We start from the raw sequence: 21443 nt of genomic DNA on the forward strand, positions 1-21443 counted from the left end.
ACCTATCGTTCAGCGCAAGGGGCCCCTTTTGAATGGGCTCGTTGGGTTAACCTGTTTTGGGTTGGTCTGTCTTAGGTTAGTCTGTCTTGGGGGATCAGTCTGTCTTGGATTAATCTGTCAAAGATAGCTTGTTGTTTGTACCCGCTATTTGTGAGAATCATCCTAAACGGGTAAGAGAGATCGGGGTAAGGAGATATCCCTGAACGTTCAAGGAACGTTTAAGAAAGGGGCTTAGTCTTAGGGAACGAGACAAAAAAGATCGCTGAAAACCTCAGATATCAGACCCCAGATATCAGACATCAAACCTCAAAATTCAGGCGTTAGGGAGGAGAGCGCTTGGTCATACGTTTTTTCATCAGGCAGAAAAGGCGCTCGCCTATTTCCAGGGTGATCAGGGCTATAGCAAAACACAAGGCCAATAAGCCAATGGCAATAAGCTGCTCTTTTTGGTGGGGCTTGGTTTGGCCCAACCCTTTGGCCAGCATGTCCCATATGGGGAGGCGAGCCAAGGTTGTGCTGAGTGTGTGACTGGTGCGGACAAGGAGTACACACACACTAAAGAGTCCCAAGAGAAGAACGGTTTTAATGACAGTGGATGTAAGACTTGTGGGGTGGTTCATCGGCGGCGTGCACCCCGTAGGGCAAAAAAAGCGAGGTTAAGCCAGGCCAACATTAAAATGCTGCCGCCCACTGGAGCGATAGGGCCAGGATGTATACCGCTTAAGGCGGTATAGAAAACGGCGCAACCAAAACATAGGCAGCCAATGATAAAACCATACCCTGTGACAAGAAGCTGGGTACTAGGCAGCCAGTTTACCAGCAGCCCCATGCCAAGAAGGGCTACAGTATGCCAACTGAGGAGTTCATTGGCCGTATGGGCCATGGTGCGTCCCCCAACAGCAAAGGCGTGCTCTGGTAAATGGCTGACAAGGGCAGAGCTGGCAACGGTAAAAAACCCTAAAAGGGCTGCACAAAAAATGAACATTCTGGCATGCTGCGACAAGGGCAGAGATAAGGGGCGCGACAAGAGGCGCGAAGGGGGCCGAGAAGGGGGAAAGATCTTTTCACTCATCATCGCTTCAGGATACCATCGATGAGAGCAGGATAAAACCCTTTAAAAGTGCTTAAAAAGGGTTGGATTTGCTGGGAGGAAACGTTTTTTCAAGATAGTGAACTCCAAAATAGCTAACTTTAAGATAATGAACTCCAAGACAGTTAATTTCAAGACAGTTAATTTCAAGACAGTTAATTTCAAGGCAGGTAAGAAAAAGGCAAGAAGAATGGAGAGAATTTATCCAAAAAGGCTTACAACCCGGCTTGCTTCCTTTTTTTAGATTTGCTCCCTTTTTAGAAAGGTATAGGCCAGTTTTATAGGCAGAGCATAGATCAGAGCGGTGTTTGTATTGCAGACTTTTTCGGTCGATATGAGTGTTGTTATTGGCTATAAAACCCGTGATGAGAAGAGTATTTTCTATAACCTATGGGTAAGTGTGGGATAAAGTCATCAAAGAAGGAGGGGAAAGAATGGCTATTGTCATCGATCAGGTAGTCACAAAGGGTGGGGATAAAGGGCGTACTTCGTTGGGAAGTGGCCGGCGGGTTCCTAAAAGCCATGTCCTTATTGAGATGTTGGGAGCGCTAGATGAAGCCAATGCTGTGATTGGGGTGCTGGTAGCCCATTTGGAGCACGCACCTTCGCCAGGCTGGCAGGAGGAAAGCAAACCCCGCCAACAAGATAATCCTCCAAAAATATTGGCCCAAAACGCACAGGCTCAAAGAATACTGGCCCAAAAAACACCGACCAAGCCCTTAACACTGACTAAACCCTTACAGGAGAGGCAACAAGGGGCTGGACCCTTGGAAAACACAGCCAAGCAGCTTATGCCAGGGCAGAGTGATCTACATCAGGATGGGCATGCTTCTGGGGATGAGAATCTGCTTAGGGACGATAATCTGGTGGAATGGTTGCTGAAGATCCAGTCGACATTATTTGATATGGGAGCGGAGATCAGCCTGTTGAGTCCGCAGGAGAGCCAAAAAAGCCAAAAGGGCAGTCAGAAAAACGCGCTCCAGAACAATACATCCCAGAACAATACGTTTCAGAAAAACGTGTCCCAGAACAATACACCAATAATCCACAAGGAGGAAAAGGTGGGCTCCAGTCGGCTCAAGCCAGAGATATTGGCAGAAATGGAGCAGAAAATAGCGGCCTGCCTGACCACCCAACAGCCTTTAAAAACCTTTATTTTACCAGGCGGTACCTTGCCGGCGGCTTACGCCCACCAGGCCCGCACGGTTATTCGCCGGGCTGAGCGCCAAGCTGTAAGCCTAGCCCAGAAAAAATACTCTACTGTCAACCCGCTGCTTTTAGAGCTGCTGAACCGGTTATCGGACTATTTCTTTGTTTTAGCCCGGCGGCTTAATCACCATGGGCAGGCTGACAGGCTTTGGAAACCCTAAACCTCAAAGCAAGGCAGCCTCGAAGAAAAGAAACCTTAAAGCAATGAAACCCTGAAGACAAGGAAACTTCAAAAAAAAGGGGAGAAGCTCTCCCCCTCGGGGTTTCTTGGGGGTTTTATCTAGGGGTTTTTGGCTAAAGGGGCAGCTTAACAGTTGCGGTAGGAGATGCGCATGCGCGATGTAAGGGGTGGTCCTGATCGCTGGTTAAAAGGCGCAGGGCCCGTAAGGCACTTTTGGCAATAGATTGCTGATCGGCCCTGACATCGAGTTCCATCATGACTTCATCATCAGCTGGTTCCTCAAGGGTGGCAAACTGGCTATCAAGCATGCTGGCGGGCATAAAATGGCCTGTTCTGGACTGTAAGCGTGGAGCGATATCTTCTTTGGTGCCCTTAAGGTACAAAAAACAGACCCTGTTGCTGCCCTGGGCGATAATATCGCGGTATTTCCTTTTTAAGGCCGAGCAGGTTACAATCCCGCACTCCTTATCTTTAATCCAGTTTTGGGCAACCAGGGCAATTTTTTCCAACCAGGGTTGTCTGTCTTCGTCGTTAAGGGGGATCCCCGCGCTCATTTTGTCGATATTGGCTTTGGGGTGTAGGGCATCACCCTCTACCACAGGCCAGTGGGCTTCATTACCAATAAGTTCAGCAACGGTGGATTTTCCACACCCTGCAACACCCATAACCACCAGCACCCGGGGGGCACCAGCTTTACGAAGGGCAGTGGAGAGATGGACGAGCTTATCATTTGAATCAGGATACATTTTTAACTCAATAATTTTAAAGAAAACGAATGAAGAATGGTGGGGGGCAAGGTTAACCAAAAAATTGTGCAATCCCCTTCCTTACTTTGTCATCTATAAAGGGGAAATGGGGTAGAATGATGAGCAAGAGCAGTTATAAACACGTGCGTTTACGCCTGTTTATTCACCAGGTTGTTGCCCTGTATTGAACTTTTGGTGTGTTAGGCGGTTCCTCCCCTTTAATGGCTTTTTATAAAAAAACACAGTCTATAGGAAGTTAAAAAATGAAGTCAAAAAAAAACGCAAGAAAAAGGTGCATGATTAGAAAGAATGATGCAAGAAGATATTTTTAATAATTCTCTTAAAGAATGCCTTATTTTACCTTCCAGAGGGATATTTTGAAAAAAACTTCAAGCCCTGTTCAAGGGAAAAATAGAGGAGAAACCTAAGGAGAAACAGAGGAGGAAAAGGGGAAGAGTGGGCAATAATAGCTGATTTATAAAGGATTTTATTGGATAGGGAAGAAGGAGTAGGTTTTTTAATAGAGGCAAATTTTTGCTCGAAAGGAAGACAGAAAAGTTTAAAAGGAGAGAGGATCAAGGATATTTTAGGAAAAAGTGGTTTGAAAAAACTGCATAAAAATAGGGCACTCCCTTTTGGCGTTTCTTCCCTTTCCTTCCTTGTCCCTGGGTTTGGGCCTTCCTGAGTCAGGAGTCTTCCTGATTATAGAAAGCAAATTATGGAAGGCAAAAATGCTTAGAAATGGGGGAAGAACCTGCCAGGAAGGGGAAAGCTATGAGGGGCGAAACAGAAAGCGGCCTTATTAACATGGTCCTGCTAGGAATGGGAGAAACCCCGATTACGCTGGCCATTTGTTTTCTTCGCCATGGTTCTGCCAGGAACAGGGGGAAGCCTCTAGTAAGGAAGAGTTGCGCTTTGGGGGGAGAATGGTGCAGAGGCAAGGTGGGGAGAGTTTCCTCTATTACGATCATGGAGGGCTATTCCATATGGAAATAGATCTATATCGCAATGTAGGATCTATTGGGAAATGAGGAGAGCCACCTGCATTTCTGCTTAGGAATTCCCAACCCGAGTAATTTTCACCCCTAGGAGTTCCCAACCTGAGTCATTCACCTTAGGAATTCTTAACCTCTGGAAGCCACGCTAATTTTACGAAGATGACCCGCAGGCATGACCCTCCCTTCTGAATTCTCTGACCCTCCCTTATCGCTTCTTGCACAATGACGAACACGATGACGAAATGATTTCATTCATTTTAGCGATCGAAATAAAGGTTAACGATCGAAATAAAGAAGACTGCGCTATAGGAAAGTGCAAGCAAGCCCGCAGTGATAGTATTTTTTCGTTCAGATATTGCTTACAGGAGGCGAAAATGGGGATTTGAGCGTGTATAAAGGGGGTTTGAGCATGTAAAAATAGAGAAGAAAGGGGATTATCCTACAGTCTTGGGGCTTAATAGGCGGGGTGAGATAGTGTATACTCTTTCTGATTGTATGTTCTGACTGATTATATGGTCTGATTGTATGGTCCTTACGACCATTATTATATTTTATTTCATGCCTAGTATGTGGGGGGCCCAGTATGCAGGCTCAATATGCAGATCTAGTGTGTGGGCCTGGTGTACGGATCCAGTGTGCGAGAGGGGGCGAAGGCAGCGGGCGGTTCACTGGTCAGGCGATTCCTCCTTACTTGGCATAGCAGTGGGCATAACATTGGGCACAACAGGGCATTCCCGCCATACTCAAGAGGAGGGTAAGTTGAGAAAATCGGCAGGCAGCTCAGTCGTGCCATAACCGTAAACTGGCCGTAGGGCCGCCTGGTTTTTATAACGGGTTTTTATAATCTGAAAATATTGGATTCTTCCCAAATTCAGGAGATTGATATGCAATTGAACAACGCTTCCCTTCATTCTTTACCCCCTCAAGTGCATTTTGCGGGGTATGATCGTAAAAAATTACAGGCAGGCATTGTTCATTTTGGAGTCGGTAATTTTTTTCGTGCGCACGAGGCTTTTTATATCAACCAGTGCCTTTCCCTACCCGGGCAGGAGGGATGGGGGATTGTGGGGGTAGGCCTAAGCGGGGGCGAGCATTCTGAAAAGAAAGCCAGGGATTTTAAAAAGCAGGATGGCCTTTATACCCTTACCGAGGCCGCCCCGAATGGGGAGCAGAACATTGAGGTCATTGGTGCGTTGGTCGACTACCTCCTTGCGCCAGCCAATCCGCAAGCGGTACTTGATATTCTGGCCGATCCCAAAACCCGTATTGTCAGCATGACCCTGACAGAAGGGGGGTACTTTATTGATCATGAAGGAAACTTTACCCTGAATGTTCCACAGATTCAGGCCGATCTAGCTCACCCCAGTACCCCTCAAACAGCGTTCGGCTATATTGTGGAATCCTGTGCGCGCAGGCGTAAGGCTGGTATTGGTCCTTACACGGTGCTTTCTTGCGATAACCAACGCCATAATGGGGATGTCGCCAAAACAGCCGTACTCAGCTTTGCCCGCGCCAGAGACCCCGAACTGGCAGCGTGGATTGAAGAGCATGTGACCTTCCCCAATAGTATGGTCGATAGGATTACCCCTTCCATTTCAAAGGAAACGGCAGCAGCCTTGAACAAGGCCAGCGGAGTAGACGATTTACGTCCCCTGTTGGCGGAGGATTTTACCCAATGGGTGATGGAAGACCGCTTTTGTACGGGCCGTCCAGCATTTGAAAAGGTGGGGGTACAGTTTACCGATGATGTCAGCCCCTATGAATATGTTAAACAGCGTATGCTCAATGCCAGCCATGGCCTTGTCGCCTATGCCGGTGTGCTGATGGGATACGACACCATTGATGAAGCCATGCAGGATAAGTTGATTGCCCGTATTATGGATGATTTTCTTGATCAGGATGTGATCCCCTTTATTACCCCGCCTCAGGGGATGGATTTGGTTGCCTATAAGAATACATTGATTGAACGTTACACCAATCCAGCCATTAAGGACCAGCTCTTGCGGATTGCCTCTGATGCGACCTCAAAAATCAAGGTTTTTTGGACAGATACGGTTAAAAGCCTACTGAAGGAGAAGGGGGATATGGCCCGTGTGAATTTTGCCCTGGCCTGTTATTTGGAAATGCTGGGAGAGAAAGACTGCCACGGTAAATCTTTTCAGGTTCATGAGCCTACCCTTTCCGAAGAGGATTTTAAAAATGCTCGCTCTTCCAACCTGGAAGATGGGTTAAGCCTTCCTGCGTTTGATGGCTGGCGCCAGGAGTGGGATAAACCTCACCAGCAAGAGCTTATAGAGGTTCGTAAACGTCTTCGTACCCAAGGGGTAAAGGCAGCTTTTCCTGTCTAGTGCCATATTCTTAGAGGATTTTAGAAATGCTCGCTCTCTCAACCTGGAAGAGGGGTTAAGCCTTTCTGCATTTGATGGCTGGCGCCAGGAGTGGGAGAAACTCTACCGTGAAGTGGTTTATCCTGAATATTCATAACCTTGGTTATTTTTTACCAGAGCCGAAAACGATCAAGTTTCTGCGTTATTTATCTGCGTTATGATTATTTATCTGCATTATGAGTGTAAATATCTGCGTTATGATTATAAAATCCTGTCTGCCATTTTTCTTTTTTTGAGAGGTCATAAGGGGGGATTGCTCACCCCGTTGGTAGGGGTAGGAGTATTTCTTTTGTTATCCTCTTATAAACCCTATGCTTCCTCAAGATCATGCAGATCGTATACGTCTTGTGTAAGACCGTGTAACTTATTGGCTCTCCCAAGGGGGCCAGCCAACAGATCGTATTGCCTGCTTTCTGCTGTCCACTTTCTGTTGTTCATTTTTTGGGGAAAGCTGGTTTGGCACTAATGCCTGCCTATAGTGCGCAATCTAAAAATCTGCCTCCAAGAAGAAGGCTCAGAAACGCCTGGCTGCTCTTAAAGAGGCTGAAGAAGCCAAGCAAGCTGAAGCCATATACTTTAAGATTTTGGCATTTTAAGATTCTGACACTTTTAAAATGTAGCACTTTAAAAGTGTGGTACCCCTATAGGAGTACTATGTGCCCTGGAAAACCATACTCCAACCCTAAGGGCGTGGTGCCCCTCTGTAGGAGGTTCTATGACGTAAGGGGAATCCTGTTTTTATGGTTCGGTGGTACCCCTATGGAGAAGGTGCTATTACGGTAAACATGGTGAGAATATCAGGCAGGAGTGTTATGTTACCCCTGTGGCAAGGTGCTCTATGGTTTCAAGTTGTCCACTATTTCGCAAGAACTAGGGGTTTTTCGCACGCATATTGCTTCGCACATATATTGCTCAGAAGACGCACATTGCCAGAAGTTTTTTAAAAAAGGGCTTTCTTATGGAGCTGGTTTTTGTGGAGCTAGTTCTGGTAGAGCTAGAGAACTAGAGAGCTAGGGAGTCAGAGGGTAGATAGGGAGTTTCATACGCGCGTTTCTATTTTGCCTGAACACTGGTTTCCTGAATACTGGTTTGTAGCACGGGATCACTTTTATTCACTTTTCTCACTGTTTCTGGTTTATCATTGTTTCCGGCATGAAGACAGCCAGAAGTTAGGACCAGAATCAGAGTCAGGGGCCAGAAAATCAGGACTAGTGTTGAGGGTTAATGTTTTAGGATTCTGTTGCAGAACTAAGTTTGGCCAAATACATTATTGGCCAAACTATTGGCTAGAACATTGGCCAGAACATGGGTAAGAATATTTAGCCAAAATATTGGCCAAAATCACTTTCAATAGAGAACTCTTATGTAACCCCCATAACCGTAAAGAGTAGCCGTAAAGATACGCCATCTCTCGTTAGGGTATTTGGATCATCCTTTCATGGTTGCTCTCTGTGGATTTGGTTGGGAGAGCATTGTGTGGGGAGTACCTTTTTGGGCATACGCTTCCTTTCTCCGCTCTCTGTGGTTGTGGGAAGCCTATTTCTTGCGTCAGCTGTTAGGGGTTTTCACAATATTTTGCTCAAGGAAGTCAGCCTTTCGAAAGGAAACGGTAGCCAGATAGCAACAAGGTAATGGGATAAATTAAGGTAATGGGATAAATTTTTAAAATCTGTATGAAAATTCCTTGGGTTTATGGGTATTATCTTTGTGGATAACCTACAAAAAAGCCATAATTGTTTGTTTTGTGTCATCATAGAGTCTTGATAAAAAGCAGGCTGTTGGTCAAACAGAATGGTTTTGTTGTTGGTCTTAACAATAAGGTTGCCATAAAGAAATACGGTTTTTTTTAAGAGACATCTTTTTGTTTGGCCCGCTATTTTTCGGTAATAAAGTAACCCGATATCTTGTGGCGTAAAGCTTGTAGCCTGTAGAAGACGATCTTTTATTCAGCTCGACGTTGAGGAGAAAAAATGTTCCGCCGAGAACTCGTCAAAGCTGGTGTAGCAACTTCTTTGCTAACGCTGGCAGATAACATGGTTAAACCGTCATCGGCGCAGGCAGCCAAATTGCCTTTGTCTGTGGAAGGCGGGGCATTTACCCAGTCCACTGTAAAGCAGCTGGCTGAAAAAATGTCTCATAGCGCTTATAGCGCACCAGATCAAAACCTGCCCAAGGCTGTGAACAATCTGGATTTTGATCGTTACCGCAAGATTGTTTTCCGTAAACAAAACGCTCTCTGGGCAGGGCAGAATTTAAAATTTCAGGTGGAGTTTTTCCCCCGTGGTTTTCTCTACCGTCCGAAAATAGAGATGTTTGAGGTGGTAGATGGAAAATATGCCCCTGTGCCCTATGATGCCAATTTCTTTACGTATGAAGATGAAAGCCTACGCGTTAAGGAAAATCTTGGCTATGCGGGTTTGCGTATTTATACCTATATCAACCGCCCCGATGTTATGGAAGAGTTCTGTGTTTTTCTGGGGGCCTCTTATTTCAGAGCCGTAGCGAACGGACAGGAATATGGTTTATCGGCCCGTGGTTTTGCCAATGGCACGGGAGACCAGAAGGGAGAGGAATTTGCTCTTTTTCGTGCTTTTTGGATAGAGCGCCCAGTAGCAGGGGTGGATGCCATGGTTATTCATGCCCTGTTAGATAGCCCTTCCGTAACGGGGGCTTTTCGCTTTAATATCCGTCCCGGCACCCGCCCGGGGGATTCTACCATTTTTGATGTGGAATCCTTTCTCTATCCCCGTAAAGCAATTGCCTCATCAGGGATTGCCCCGCTTACCGGCATGTATTATTTCGATGCCAATAACCGCCAGCATATTGATGATTGGCGAAATGCTGCCCATGATAGTGAAGGCCTTTCTTTATGGACAGGAGGTGGTGAGCAGATATGGCGGCCCTTAAGTAACCCGCTTGACCTGCAATTCTCAGCCTTTGCCGATAACGCTCCCGAGGGGTTTGGCCTTTTACAGCGCAAGCGTCGCTTTGAAGACTACCAGGATCTGGCCCTGCATTACGAGCGTCGCCCCTCCTTGTGGATTGAGCCTATCGGCAATTGGGGGCCAGGCAGTGTTGACCTGGTGGAAATTCCCAGCCCCAATGAGGTGAATGACAATATCGTAGCTTTCTGGCGCCCGAAAGAAGGCCTTAAAGCGGGCCAGGAATATGCCTTTACCTACCGGATGTTCTGGGGAAAGGATCACCCTTCCCATACGCGATTGGCTCGTGTAATGGATACCCGGATAGGCGCTGTAACCGATCATCCAGAGGCACGCTTTATCAGTATTGATTTTGCAGGCGATGCCGCCCCAGAAACCCTCTCGCCAGCGAGTTTGAAGTTACAGGCCAGTGCTTCTGTTGGGGTCATCCGCAATATTGCGATTTATCAGAATCCGGTCATCCGTGGCTGGAGAACAACCTTTGAGTTTTACCCAGGTGATGCCAAACTTGCCGAGTTGCGTTGCGCTCTGGCAGACTCGCAAGGGATTATTTCTGAACAGTGGTTTTACAGGTGGACTCCTTAATTTTGGAGCTCCTCTCAATAATTTTGGAGTTTTTCTCAATTTTGGAGTCTCTCCTAAAAGTTTTTTGAAAAGATGTCGTTTTTTGAAAAGACGCCCTGGAAAGAAGAGTCCTAGAAAGATAGAGTCCTGAAAAGAAGCCTTGGGGAGGAAGTATCATTCCCGAAATTCATTTTCTAGAGTTGGAAAACCATGCCCGTATTGCCTGACCCCTCACCGTTGGAAATGCCGATTCAGTCGCTTCATGAGCAGCCTTGTCGTTTTGGCCGCCCTTTTAGGCCTGTAACCGAGCCCTCCAATATCACCTTAAGGCGGCTTCTGGTCATTGGGGGCTCAATGGTGTTAAGCGCTTATGCAGCCTATGAGATGAATAATGTGCTGAATAGTACGGGGGCTTCTGTGCTGGGGTGGGTTATCCTGGTTTTGTTTGTGTTTCTGTTTTGCTGGATTTCGCTGGCCTTTACCTCGGCTGTGGCCGGGTTTATCTCTCTTTTACGGCAAGGGGGCTTGGGGCTTGGCATTCACGCCAAAGGCCCCCAGCCTGAGCTTAAAGGCCGCACAGCTGTGCTGATGCCAACCTATAACGAAAACCCTTTTATGGTCATGGCAGGGTTAGAGGCCATTTATGAATCGCTTTATGAGTGTGGAAGGATTGAGTCGTTTGATTTTTTTATCCTCTCCGATACAACAGACCCCGACATATGGCTAACCGAAGAAGCTGCCTTTTTGGAGTTTCGGAAAAAAACCCATGGCGCTGAGCGTATTTTTTATCGCCGCCGGACCAATAATACAGAGAGAAAAGCCGGCAATATTGCCGAGTGGGTTAAACGCTTTGGGGGGGCGTACGACTATATGCTCACCTTGGATGCCGATAGTGTAATAGATGGCAGCCTTGTGGTGCGTATGGTGGCAGCGATGGATACGCATCCTACGGTAGGGTTGATCCAGAGCTTGCCTGTTATTGTGAATGGCAATACGGTGTTTGCCCGCCTTCAGCAGTTTGCCGGGCGTGTGTATGGCCCACTCATCGCTCATGGCATTGCCTGGTGGCATGGGGCAGAGGGGAATTATTGGGGGCATAATGCGCTTATCCGTACCCAGGCCTTTGCTGAGCAGGCAGGTTTGCCAACCTTACCGGGGCGCAAGCCTTTTGGGGGGCATATCCTTAGCCATGATTTTGTAGAGGCAGCGCTTATGCGCCGTGGGGGGTGGGCCATTCATATGGTACCAGGCCTTTCTGGTTCTTATGAGGAAAGTCCTCCTTCATTAACGGATATTGCCATTCGGGATCGTCGTTGGTGCCAGGGGAATTTGCAACATGCCAAGGTTATCCCCACCAAGGGTATGCACTGGATTAGCCGTTTGCATATGATGATGGGGATTGGCTCTTACGTCACCTCCCCCCTCTGGCTTATTTTCCTGCTGGTCGGGATTATGATCTCGTTTCAGAGTCACTTTGTTCGGCCAGAATATTTTGGCTCTGAGCGTAGGTTGTTCCCTCATTGGCCCCAGGTGGATCCAGTCTTGGCAAAATACATGTTTATTGCCACCATGGTCGTGCTGTTGGTTCCCAAAGTGCTGGCCTATATCGCCTTACTGTTTGACAGACCCTTGCGGACGGGGTGTGGGGGGTGGCTGGCAGCAGGGTGTTCTGTGGTGCTTGAAACCCTTATTGGGGGATTGTTGGCACCGGTGGCCATGCTGATCCAGACATCGCATGTTATCTCCATTCTCTCAGGTCAGGATTCAGGGTGGAATACCCAAAGGCGAGAAGATGGCGGGTTGAACCTGAAAGAGGTTATTCGCAGCTATTGGGGGTTTACGGTTTTTGGGCTTATTGTCGGGTTTGGCACTTGGGAGGTTTCGCACTCCCTGTTCTTGTGGATGACCCCCGTATTGTTGGGGCTTTTGCTGGCTATTCCGCTTGTTTATGGCACGGCAAGCCGCCCTTGGGGATTGTGGCTTAAAAAGAAAAAGCTGCTGCTTATTCCTGAAGAGGTCAATCCCCCCCCCGTATTGCGCCTTCAGTGGGCTGCCCGTGAGGAGGTCAAAGGATGTAAGATTGGGAATGCCTTTGAAATATTCAAACATGCCGAAGGGGTCAGCACCGTGCATAAAGAGGCTTTGGGCCCAGAGCGGCAGAGAGGAGAGCCCATTAACCCAGACCTGCTGGTGGGGTTGTTAAAGTTAGAAGAATCAGCCTCTCTTCAGGAAGCCCAGATTAAGCTAACCAAGAAGGAAAAAGCGGCCATATTCACTGTTAAGGAAGGTATAGAACTGGTTGCGCGCATTCCAGAAAAACTCCAAGACCCTCTCGAGCCGCATCTTGCACTTGCGGAAAATATTGAAATTCCTTCCTCAGCCCATAACTGATCTTACTTTTTTCAGGCTTTATCCTTGAGCGTTCCCTCCTCTTCCTTCTTGTTGGGACGGTTGTCAGGTCAGGTTTTGGGGCCGTCTTGTTGGCCATCTCCTTTCGGGAAGGTTTCATAGCCTTTCAGGGCCATCATCGCTATGAACATCATCTGTTTCTTAAAATGGCAGACTCTGCTGGTGAAGAGGCAAGCACCTTTCTGCAATCTTTTTTGAAAAAGAGGAAGGCGGCTTTTTGCCTGTACAGCGCGTGAAGGTGAAAAGGCCTTTCTGAATCGCTTCGTTGCAGCTGGCTCAGCAGTTCGCTACCATGCCCTTCATGAGTTGGAAGTAGAAAATATCCTTCCTCTGGATAGCGCTTTACGACGTAATGATCAGCAGTGGCAGGCTTGAACTTTCGTTGCGAATTTGCACTGGAGTTTCCTTACTAGCTCTAAAGATGGTCTATGAGCGGCCCACTTTATTGAGGAGTACGGGCTCTTGATTGCGTGCTATGAGAACTCGTTAGAGGGCGGGTAAACTTGTCACATAGGCAAGCCAGTTTATAGTGCTAGGGCCTGGGTTATAATGCAGGGCACAGGGTAGGCCTATACCTTGGGGAGTATGATGGGTTTTTGATTGTGGAATGAGGGCATTCTCAGAGAGCGGGGTAAACCTGTCATCTCACCCGGCAGGCTGATCAGTTTATAGTGTAGGGCCCGGGGTAGGTTTATACCTTGGGGAGTATGGGTTTTTAATTGTGGAGTAGAACATTCTCAGAAGGGGGATAAACTTGTCACTCCGAGGGTGATCAGTTTCGTACCATTAGCTAAGGCGGTGGGGTATTGAAGGTTGTGAGGGTTCACGCTTTTTAAGTGAAGCTTCAAGCATGGTTTTATAGCCTGTTTTGCTGGCTAGAGAAGTGATACGGGGTATTATACCCCAAGAACGGTTCTTTTAGGAGGTATAAAAGCCTAAGAGGTGTAAAATTTGGTCAGCCCGTTAGGGCTGTAAGCCTGTTTCTAATTTTTAAAAAAGATGATCAGCCTCTTTTAGAAGGGGCTTGAGGGGGCTTAGATATGCCCAAAAAAGGTCAGGAGATATTGAGAGGCCCCATCGCTTTATCAAAAGGGTGGGTACTATTTGCCTCGTGTTGGGGGTATTTCAGTCTTAGGGGTATTTCAGTTTTGGGCGCTTTCCAGTTTTGAGAGAGAGTCTAGTCTTGGGGGACATTCCAGTTTTTGGGGGCCAGTTTTTGGGAGGTCCAGTTTTGGAGAGGCCCAGTTTTGAAAAGGCATTGAGAAGAAGTATGGTAGGCAAAAGACTATTTATTGTACAAATTCAGCCCTCGGGTAGCCTTGCATGAATAAAAGGGAAAGCAAGCTGGTTTTTTCAATCTGGTTTAAAATGGCTTCTTTAATAATGGGCTTGGCCTTAAACCCTACGCCCAAGCCACACTCTTTTAACATGGCCAGGTCGTTTGCACCATCGCCTATACAGGTGCAGGCCGTAAGGGTTAGGCCCCTTTCAACGGAAAGCTCCCCCAACAAGGTGCGTTTGGCGGAACGGTCTAAAATAGGGTGCTGAACAGTGCCATCCAGCTGGCCGTTTTTTATCCCAAGGATATTGGCCCGGTGGGTATCAAACCCGCAAAGGGCTGCCACACGTTCGGTAAACCAGGTAAACCCGCCAGAAATCAGCGCCGTATAGGCGTTATGGGCCCGCATGGTGGCCACCAAGGTTTGGGCCCCTTCATTAAGCCTTATATGGTTTTGCCAGGTGGTTTCCAGTAAATGGCTGGAGACGCCTTTAAGAAGGCCAACCCGTTTTTCCACTGACTGGACAAAGTCGATCTTACCATTCATGGAGAGTGCTGTAATGGCGGCGATTTCCTTGCCCTTATGGGCTTCAAAGGCTAAGTCATCCAAGGTCTCACTTGAGACAATGGTACTATCCATATCAGCAATGAGGAGGGCTTTCTGGCGTGCCTTTGCTGAGGTCAGGAAAAGATCGATATCCTGCTGCGCTAATGTTTGCCGTAAGCGGTTAAACGGGGCTTCTTCTGCAAGAAAAAGGCTAAAATCTTCCTCTACAGGCAGGGTGCACGGAATATCGACTGCTTCTCCTTCAGAAAGGGGAATCACAGTGGTGCTTTTAACCATCTCCTGGGCAAGGGCCCAATGGGCTGCTGTAAGGCTGGTGGCAGCACGGTTGGCAACAAGGGTAAGGAAATATGTGGGGGTTTGTGTCATAAAATCAGTGGGGTTTTTGAGGAGTATGAGAAGGAGCGGGAACAGAGAAAAGGTTAGGAGATGAAAGGGGTTTAAAATGGAAAAAAACAGGCAAGAGGTGTGACAATGAAAGAGTTGGCAGAGAAAGATCTGGTAGCAATAAGTTGGGCAGCAACAAATTTGGCAGTGACAGGTTTGGCGGCGAAAGGTTTGGTAACGAGTGGCACATAGTTTAAAAAAGATTTATGGATGTTTAAGAAAGATTATGGATCATATAAGCCTTAGACTCAACCAGTCTAGCGGTAAAAAACGCAAAAGACTCAGCATCAGATGAGCCCTTTGGGTGCTCTATCTCTTTGGTACCCCATAATGTTTAGCACTCTATAATGAATGATGCTGACAATGAACAATGCGAACGGCATTTTGCAAGAGTGGGCCTGTTTGTAATGGAAATAAGGGGCTATGGACTCGATAGGGCTGAGGTTGGGAATTTAAGCGGTGTGGCTTCTTCAAGCTTGGGGAAGACCAATATGTCCTCATTGGTATCTCTGACGGCTTATGCCCCCAGGGTGCACAATGCCACCAGCACCAAACATCTTGTGCTCCGATCAGCAAAAATCCAATCAGAAAAAATCAAAGAAGGGTCTATGCACAGGTTGAAGCCACTCTTCCTCTAAATAGAGATAGCTCTTCTTCTACCTGACCTTCTGCCCGATAGGCATTTATTTGAATTACTGGTCGCATGAGGCGGTGGGGATAAAGGGAAGATAGGGGAACTTATTTTGAGGACTTCATGAGAGTAAGACTCCCATTGGGGATATAGCCCGTCTTCTTTAGCGTTTCCCTCCTTGTGAAAAGGAGAAGCTTAGGAGAATCCTGTAAAAATCTTTATCATTCAAACCAGAATGTTCAAACCATAATGACTATCGTTTCAAACGCGGCAATGGTATTGGCTCTCCTACTATCTTATATCTTCTCTATTTCGTAAAAGAGGATGGTAAACATCGGAAAGATCCTTTACCACGATCATCATATCCTCATACGGCTTGGTGTGTTTGGAGATGGGTCTTTCACTTGGGAGCGCCTTACACTCTGGGAGATCGCTCACACTTTGGGAGATCGCTCACATTTTGGGAGCCATGCACTCAGGAGGTCATGACTCTGAAAGCCATTGGATAGGCACAGTTTTGCATCTTAAAGCAAGGGCATGAGCGCCAGAAGAATGGGGGCAAGGAGGATTATAGCCCTTTTTTGTTTCCAAAATAAATGAGCCTGGCTTTCAACATGCCTATGCTGTGAGAACGAAAAACCATGTTAAACAAGAAACCATGTTATAAGAGATCAGGATAGTTTTAGGACATTATAGTTTTAGGATACTGGTGCAGAACACTGGTGCAGAACACTGGTGCACAAACACTGGCGCAGAGGATGACCTAATGGATAGGCGGTTTGGCAAGGAGTCAGTTGGCGGTTAACGGGAGGGAGAGGGTTTTATCTTTTCTCCTGAATGGATCATATGGATGGTGCTGAACGGGAGTGTCCTCAGGGCCTGAATGGCTTTTAAGCCGTAGGGTTTGAAAAGATAGCCCTAATTTGAAAAGACAGTTCTAAAAAGGGTTTCTAATCAAATCAAAAAAGGGCTTCTAAAATGAGAGGCCAATCGAATAGGGCCCTCAATAGTATAAGGTCAAAAAGAGGAAGAAAAAGGGTGAGAGAAGAGCGTGTTAGAAAATAGGCCCAAAGAGGAAGAGGAGCACAATCAGAAGCAGCACAGCCCGCAGCAGCAAAGTGTAAAGCAGCCAAGCCCGAAGCAGAGAAGTTTGAAACCATGGGCACTGATTATAGCGGGTCCCACCTGCTCGGGGAAATCAGCCTTGGCCTTTCATGTGGCACAACGTTTAAAAGGCACGATCATTAACGCGGATTCCATGCAGGTTTATAAAGAACTGCGTGTGCTCACTGCTCGGCCTATCCCGCAAGAGGAAGCGGAAATTCCTCATGAGCTTTATGGGTGTCTGCCGGCCAGCCAAGCGGGGAGCGTTGCCTGGTGGCGCTCCCAAGCTTTGGCAGCCTTGGATACAGCGATACAGCAGCAACGTTTGCCCATTCTTTGTGGGGGCACAGGCCTGTATTTTAATGCCCTGGTGAAGGGTTTGGCCAGCATCCCCGATCCCACTCCAGAAGTCCGTCTGCAAAGCCGTGCCCTTTTACAGGCGGAAGGGAGCGAGGGGCTGTATCGGCAGCTGGAGCGGGTTGATCCGCAAGCTGCCCAGCGCCTGCACCCTTCCGATGGGCAAAGGTTGGCCCGCGCCTGGGAGGTGTGGAAAAGCACTGGGCGCAGTATTACCGAGTGGCAGTCCATACCGGGGTTGCCGCCAGCACCCTACCGGTTTATGGCAATAAGGTTGGCCCCTTCGCGGCCTGTGCTGCGCGAGAGGATAGAAGCCCGTTTCGCAGCCATGCTCGACCATGGCGCTGTTGACGAGGTTAAGGCTCTTCTTGCTCAACAGCTAGACCCAGCCCTTCCTGCCATGCGGGCCCACGGGGTGCCGGAACTGATACGTTTTCTGTCAGCAGACTGCTCCTTGGAGCAAGCCAGCCAGCTGGCAGTGCAGGCTACAGTGCGATATACCAAAAGGCAGGCCACCTGGTTTGCCCATCATGATTTGGCAGAACAAGGCAGGTATGAAATTTTTGCATGGAATTCATCCAAAAATGAGCAACAAATGGAAAATATGTATAATAATTCTATTTCATTTATTATAAAAATGATTGACGAATAAGTTTTGCCTTTCTAATATGCACCACGCATTTAAGAAATTGAACAGGGCTTTATCCCGTTTTATTGAATAAGGCTTTAAAGCCCCGTTTTGCAGAATATTTTGCCTTATCAGCTTTTGCCCATTATGAAAGGGATTGCCCTCTTATAAGAATGGTGAAGGAAATAAGAACGTTGAAGGAAAAACCCCTATAGCGGTATAAAAAGAAAAGCTAGAAGAGGTTTGATAAGATTTGATAAGAAAAGAAACATCTAGCGGGAAACATTCAGCAGGGGCTGGTTTTATTCTTGCCCACTATATTTTTAAGGAGCTCGATATGACGGAGACCACCAAGCAGAAGGCGATAGGAGAAACAGCTTCGACCCATTCAGACTCATTGAATGGGGCAGAGGTGGTGCTTCGTGCCCTTCATGAGCAAGGGGTAGAAGTGATTTTCGGGTATCCTGGTGGGGCAGTACTCCCCTTGTATGATGCCTTATTTAAACAAAATGTTATTCGGCATATACTTGTTCGCCACGAGCAGGCCGCCGTTCATGCCGCAGAAGGCTATGCCCGCTCCACGGGCAAGGTAGGGGTGGTGTTGGTGACAAGTGGGCCTGGGGCAACCAACACCGTCACCGGCCTGCTGGATGCGCTGATGGATTCTATCCCCGTCGTCTGTCTGACCGGTCAGGTTCCCACCACAGTTATCGGCACTGATGCCTTTCAGGAAGCCGATACCACAGGGATTACCCGCCCAGTGACCAAGCATAATTATCTTGTTCGTCGCCCAGAGGATCTGGCCAGTACCATTCACGAGGCCTTCTATATTGCGCGTTCTGGCAGGCCTGGCCCTGTAGTGATTGATTTGCCCAAGGATGTGGTTAGTGCCCCGGCGCCTTATATTTCTGCTGAGGTTGAAGCGAAGGCCAGCTCACACCGTTCTTACCATCCTGCACGCCTGCCTCCGGAACAGGCTGTGTATCAGGCCGTGATGGCGATGAAAAGGGCGAAAAAACCTTTGCTGTATGTGGGGGGTGGGGTGATCAACTCTGGGCCTTATGCTTCAGAAGCCTTAAGGAGGTTGGTCGCTTTAACAGATTTCCCTACCACAACAACCCTTATGGGGTTGGGGAGCATTGCAGGCGATGACCCTCACTTCTTGGGAATGCTGGGCATGCACGGCACGTATGAGGCTAATCTGGCCACGCATGGGTGTGATGTTCTAGTGGCCTTGGGGGCCCGTTTTGATGACCGGGTTACCAGCAAGCTGAGTGGCTTTTCGCCCCATTCCTTAAAAATCCATGTGGATATAGATCCTTCCCAGATGAACAAAGTGGTGAATGTTGATATCCCCATTATTGGTGATGTGGGCGAAACCATGAAGATGATGTGCACCTTCTGGGAGAAGGATACCACCGTGGAACCCCATCGTGGGGAACTTCAGGCCTGGTGGCAGCAAATAGAGGAATGGCGTGCTGTACAATGCCTGACCTTTGTTCAGGATAAATCCGAGAATGCCACCATAAAGCCACAATATGCCATTCAGAGGCTTTCAGAAATCAGCGCGCAGATGGGGAAAGATGTGTTTGTGACCACTGAGGTGGGTCAGCACCAAATGTGGACAGCCCAGCATTTTAACTTTACCCGCCCCAACCAGCTTATGACGTCGGGTGGTTTAGGCACCATGGGGTATGGTTTTCCCTCTTCCATGGGGGTGCAGATTGCCCATCCCGATGCTTTGGTGCTAGATATTGCAGGAGAGGCCTCAACCTTAATGAATATCCAGGAGCTGGCCACTGTGGCCCAATATCGTCTGCCTGTTAAAATGATTATTTTAAATAACCGCTATATGGGCATGGTGCGGCAATGGCAGGAGCTTCTCTATGATAAGCGCTATTCTCAAAGCTATAGTGAATCCCTGCCGGATTTTGTAAAGCTGGCGGAAAGTTTTTCGGTGCGGGGTATGCGGGCTACCACCGTTGGTGAGCTAGATGATGTGCTGACGGAAGCTTTGGCCTATAACGGGAGTGTGGTCGTGGAGCTGGCTGTAGAAACAGTAGAGAATTGCTATCCCATGATACCGCCAGGGGCAGCCCATAACCAGATCCTTCTGGATCCAGCTCTTGCGCAAAAGCCTGCGGGGGGTTCATAGCAGCGATGGTATTTGAAGGCAGGATGATAGCATGATGGAGAGTGATCAAATTGTATCGGCAACATTTGCCATATTGGTCGAAAATGAGAGCGGGGCGCTGGCAAGGGTGATCGGCCTGTTTTCTGGGCGAGGCTATAATATTGAAAGTCTGACTGTGGCACCGGTGGGGGAAGACGGTAAACGTTCGCGTATTAATATTGTCACCTCTGGCACCCCGATGGTGATTGCCCAGATCAAAGCCCAGCTGAACCGTCTTGTGCCGGTTTATAAGGTTGCCAACCTTAGCCAGGGGGGCGAAAAGCCCATTACCCGTGAAATGCTGCTGATAAAGGTTGAAGGCCATGGGGAGTCTCGCTCAGAGGCTCTGCGCCTGGCTGAGGCCTATCGGGCCCGGGTGGTGGATGCCACAACGCACTCTTTTGTGTTTGAGCTTACCGGTTCTCCCAGCAAGCTTGATACTTTTGTCAACCTTATGTATCCGTTGGGACTGGTAGAAGTTTCCCGGACAGGGGTTGTTGCTATGTCTCGTGGTTCTACGGGGCTTTAGCCAGTTTTAACCCAGTGAATTTTAAAAGTAAGAGAGAAGGTAAATGCGCGTATATTACGACCGTGACGCAGATGTAGGGCTTATTCGTGGGAAAAAGGTTGCCATTATTGGCTATGGTAGCCAGGGCCATGCCCATGCCAATAACCTTAAGGATAGTGGCGTAGCTGAGGTAGTGATTGGCCTGCGCCCCGAATCTTCAGCCAAGGCCAAGGCAGAGGCTGCTGGTTTTAAGGTGATGACGGCCTCAGAGGCTGCGGCCTGGGCCGATGTTGTGATGATTCTGACCCCCGATGAAGGCCAAGGTGACCTTTATAAGGAGCATCTTGAAAAGAACCTTAAGAAAGGGGCAGCGATTGCTTTTGCTCATGGTCTTGCTGTTCATTTTCGCATTATAGAACCTCGACCTGATCTTGATGTGTTTATGATTGCTCCGAAAGGCCCTGGCCATACTGTGCGTTCTGAGTATCAGAAAGGGGGTGGGGTGCCATGCCTGGTTGCTGTAGCGCAGAACCCGTCTGGGAATGCGCTGGAAATTGCCCTTTCTTATGCCTCTGCCATTGGCGGTGGCCGTGCAGGGATTATTGAAACCAATTTCCGTGAAGAATGCGAAACAGACCTGTTTGGTGAGCAAGCCGTGTTATGCGGTGGTTTGGTTGATTTGATCCGCGCAGGGTTTGAAACTCTGGTTGAAGCAGGTTATGCCCCTGAAATGGCCTATTTTGAGTGTCTTCATGAGGTCAAGTTGATTGTAGACCTTATTTATGAGGGTGGTATTGCCAATATGAATTATTCTATTTCCAACACCGCAGAATATGGGGAATATGTGTCTGGCCCACGGGTGATTACGGCAGAAACTAAAAAGGCGATGAAGGGCGTGCTGAAAGACATTCAGGATGGCACCTTTGTGCGTAATTTTATTCTTGAGAACAAATCGGGTATGGTTGGTTTTAAAGCGCGCCGTAATCTGGCCAATGAACATCAGATTGAGCAGGTGGGAGAGAAGCTCCGGACTATGATGCCTTGGATTAGTAAGAATCGCCTGGTGGATAAAAGCAAAAACTAGGTCGAGGCACCCAATTCGTTAAATTAAAACCGCTGCGATGATCATTGCGGCGGTTTTTTATTGTAACTGGGTTGATGAACTGTAACTGGCCTTGATGAAGGCCTTCATTGAGGGAGACAGCTATTGGTGAAGTGCGATGTCACAAGAGCGCAAATCTTGAGAGCGCAAATCTTGCCATCATGGTTCAAATGTTTCCTGGCC

The 21443-nt window shown here is 48.0% G+C and carries 13 protein-coding genes and 2 pseudogenes; 11 read left to right on the forward strand and 4 right to left on the reverse strand.

Annotation, left to right across the window (positions count from 1 at the left end):
• Positions 1–320 precede the first annotated feature (320 nt).
• A complete protein-coding gene (locus tag JGUZn3_RS05685; RefSeq protein ID WP_203414677.1) occupies positions 321–620 on the reverse strand; it encodes a hypothetical protein in 300 nt (99 codons plus the stop codon).
• On the reverse strand, positions 617–1075 hold the full coding sequence (locus tag JGUZn3_RS05690) for a DUF423 domain-containing protein (RefSeq protein ID WP_203414678.1): 459 nt from the start codon (positions 1073–1075) through the stop codon (positions 617–619). The genes JGUZn3_RS05685 and JGUZn3_RS05690 overlap by 4 nt, the downstream gene beginning before the upstream one ends.
• Before the next feature lie 449 nt (positions 1076–1524).
• Here JGUZn3_RS05690 and JGUZn3_RS05695 point away from each other — a divergent pair, with 449 nt between their 5' ends.
• Positions 1525–2460 carry an ATP:cob(I)alamin adenosyltransferase gene (locus JGUZn3_RS05695; protein ID WP_203414679.1) on the forward strand — a complete coding sequence of 312 codons (936 nt, stop codon included), beginning with the start codon at positions 1525–1527 and terminating at the stop codon, positions 2458–2460.
• 133 nt (positions 2461–2593) lie between these two features.
• Here JGUZn3_RS05695 and JGUZn3_RS05700 read toward each other — a convergent pair whose 3' ends face one another.
• Positions 2594–3226: a gluconokinase gene (locus tag JGUZn3_RS05700; protein WP_238996947.1), complete on the reverse strand. Its 633-nt coding sequence runs from the start codon at positions 3224–3226 to the stop codon at positions 2594–2596.
• A 1882-nt stretch (positions 3227–5108) separates the two neighbouring features.
• On the opposite strand from JGUZn3_RS05700, the gene JGUZn3_RS05705 reads away from it, so the two are divergent.
• From JGUZn3_RS05705 to JGUZn3_RS05720, 5 genes and pseudogenes are all read left to right on the forward strand, one after another.
• Positions 5109–6572 carry a mannitol dehydrogenase family protein gene (locus JGUZn3_RS05705; RefSeq protein ID WP_203414680.1) on the forward strand — a complete coding sequence of 488 codons (1464 nt, stop codon included), beginning with the start codon at positions 5109–5111 and terminating at the stop codon, positions 6570–6572.
• Between the two features lie 344 nt (positions 6573–6916).
• Positions 6917–7207, forward strand: a pseudogene (locus JGUZn3_RS12435) (hypothetical protein); the annotation flags it as partial.
• 1374 nt (positions 7208–8581) lie between these two features.
• On the forward strand, positions 8582–10138 hold the full coding sequence (locus JGUZn3_RS05710) for a glucan biosynthesis protein (protein ID WP_203414681.1): 1557 nt from the start codon (positions 8582–8584) through the stop codon (positions 10136–10138).
• 189 nt (positions 10139–10327) lie between these two features.
• On the forward strand, positions 10328–12508 hold the full coding sequence (mdoH, locus tag JGUZn3_RS05715; protein ID WP_203414682.1) for a glucans biosynthesis glucosyltransferase MdoH: 2181 nt from the start codon (positions 10328–10330) through the stop codon (positions 12506–12508).
• 240 nt (positions 12509–12748) lie between these two features.
• Positions 12749–12901 (forward strand): annotated as a pseudogene (locus JGUZn3_RS05720) (hypothetical protein); the annotation flags it as partial.
• 914 nt (positions 12902–13815) lie between these two features.
• On the opposite strand, the gene serB reads toward JGUZn3_RS05720, so the two are convergent.
• Positions 13816–14739 (reverse strand): phosphoserine phosphatase SerB, encoded by a 924-nt coding sequence (gene serB, locus JGUZn3_RS05725; protein ID WP_203414683.1) that lies wholly within the window; start codon positions 14737–14739, stop codon positions 13816–13818.
• Positions 14740–15104: 365 nt separating this feature from the next.
• Between serB and JGUZn3_RS05730 the strand changes: the two genes are divergently transcribed.
• From JGUZn3_RS05730 to ilvC, 5 genes are all read left to right on the forward strand, one after another.
• Positions 15105–15395, forward strand: coding sequence for a hypothetical protein (locus tag JGUZn3_RS05730; RefSeq protein WP_203414684.1), 291 nt, complete (start codon positions 15105–15107; stop codon positions 15393–15395).
• A 1143-nt stretch (positions 15396–16538) separates the two neighbouring features.
• The gene (miaA, locus tag JGUZn3_RS05735; RefSeq protein ID WP_203414835.1) at positions 16539–17501 is read left to right on the forward strand and encodes a tRNA (adenosine(37)-N6)-dimethylallyltransferase MiaA; all 963 of its coding nucleotides are present in this window, start codon (positions 16539–16541) and stop codon (positions 17499–17501) included.
• A gap of 313 nt (positions 17502–17814) precedes the next feature.
• Positions 17815–19632 carry a biosynthetic-type acetolactate synthase large subunit gene (gene ilvB / locus JGUZn3_RS05740; protein WP_203414685.1) on the forward strand — a complete coding sequence of 606 codons (1818 nt, stop codon included), beginning with the start codon at positions 17815–17817 and terminating at the stop codon, positions 19630–19632.
• A 31-nt stretch (positions 19633–19663) separates the two neighbouring features.
• Positions 19664–20179: an acetolactate synthase small subunit gene (ilvN, locus tag JGUZn3_RS05745; protein WP_203414686.1), complete on the forward strand. Its 516-nt coding sequence runs from the start codon at positions 19664–19666 to the stop codon at positions 20177–20179.
• Between the two features lie 43 nt (positions 20180–20222).
• Complete coding sequence (ilvC, locus tag JGUZn3_RS05750; RefSeq protein ID WP_203414687.1) at positions 20223–21242, forward strand: ketol-acid reductoisomerase; 1020 nt, start codon at positions 20223–20225, stop codon at positions 21240–21242.
• Positions 21243–21443 lie beyond the last annotated feature (201 nt).

Origin of the sequence: Entomobacter blattae, from assembly GCF_014672835.1 — a bacterium.
Lineage (GTDB): Bacteria > Pseudomonadota > Alphaproteobacteria > Acetobacterales > Acetobacteraceae > Entomobacter > Entomobacter blattae.

Bases quoted from the DNA above. Each gene is read 5' to 3' on its own strand.
- JGUZn3_RS05730 (WP_203414684.1), top strand. From the start codon at position 15,105: ATGAATGATGCTGACAATGAACAATGCGAACGGCATTTTGCAAGAGTG.
- JGUZn3_RS05700 (WP_238996947.1), bottom strand. From the start codon at position 3,226: ATGTATCCTGATTCAAATGATAAGCTCGTCCATCTCTCCACTGCCCTT.
- ilvC (WP_203414687.1), top strand. From the start codon at position 20,223: ATGCGCGTATATTACGACCGTGACGCAGATGTAGGGCTTATTCGTGGG.
- JGUZn3_RS05710 (WP_203414681.1), top strand. From the start codon at position 8,582: ATGTTCCGCCGAGAACTCGTCAAAGCTGGTGTAGCAACTTCTTTGCTA.
- JGUZn3_RS05690 (WP_203414678.1), bottom strand. From the start codon at position 1,075: ATGATGAGTGAAAAGATCTTTCCCCCTTCTCGGCCCCCTTCGCGCCTC.
- serB (WP_203414683.1), bottom strand. From the start codon at position 14,739: ATGACACAAACCCCCACATATTTCCTTACCCTTGTTGCCAACCGTGCT.
- mdoH (WP_203414682.1), top strand. From the start codon at position 10,328: ATGCCCGTATTGCCTGACCCCTCACCGTTGGAAATGCCGATTCAGTCG.
- JGUZn3_RS05705 (WP_203414680.1), top strand. From the start codon at position 5,109: ATGCAATTGAACAACGCTTCCCTTCATTCTTTACCCCCTCAAGTGCAT.
- ilvN (WP_203414686.1), top strand. From the start codon at position 19,664: ATGATGGAGAGTGATCAAATTGTATCGGCAACATTTGCCATATTGGTC.
- JGUZn3_RS05685 (WP_203414677.1), bottom strand. From the start codon at position 620: ATGAACCACCCCACAAGTCTTACATCCACTGTCATTAAAACCGTTCTT.
- ilvB (WP_203414685.1), top strand. From the start codon at position 17,815: ATGACGGAGACCACCAAGCAGAAGGCGATAGGAGAAACAGCTTCGACC.
- JGUZn3_RS05695 (WP_203414679.1), top strand. From the start codon at position 1,525: ATGGCTATTGTCATCGATCAGGTAGTCACAAAGGGTGGGGATAAAGGG.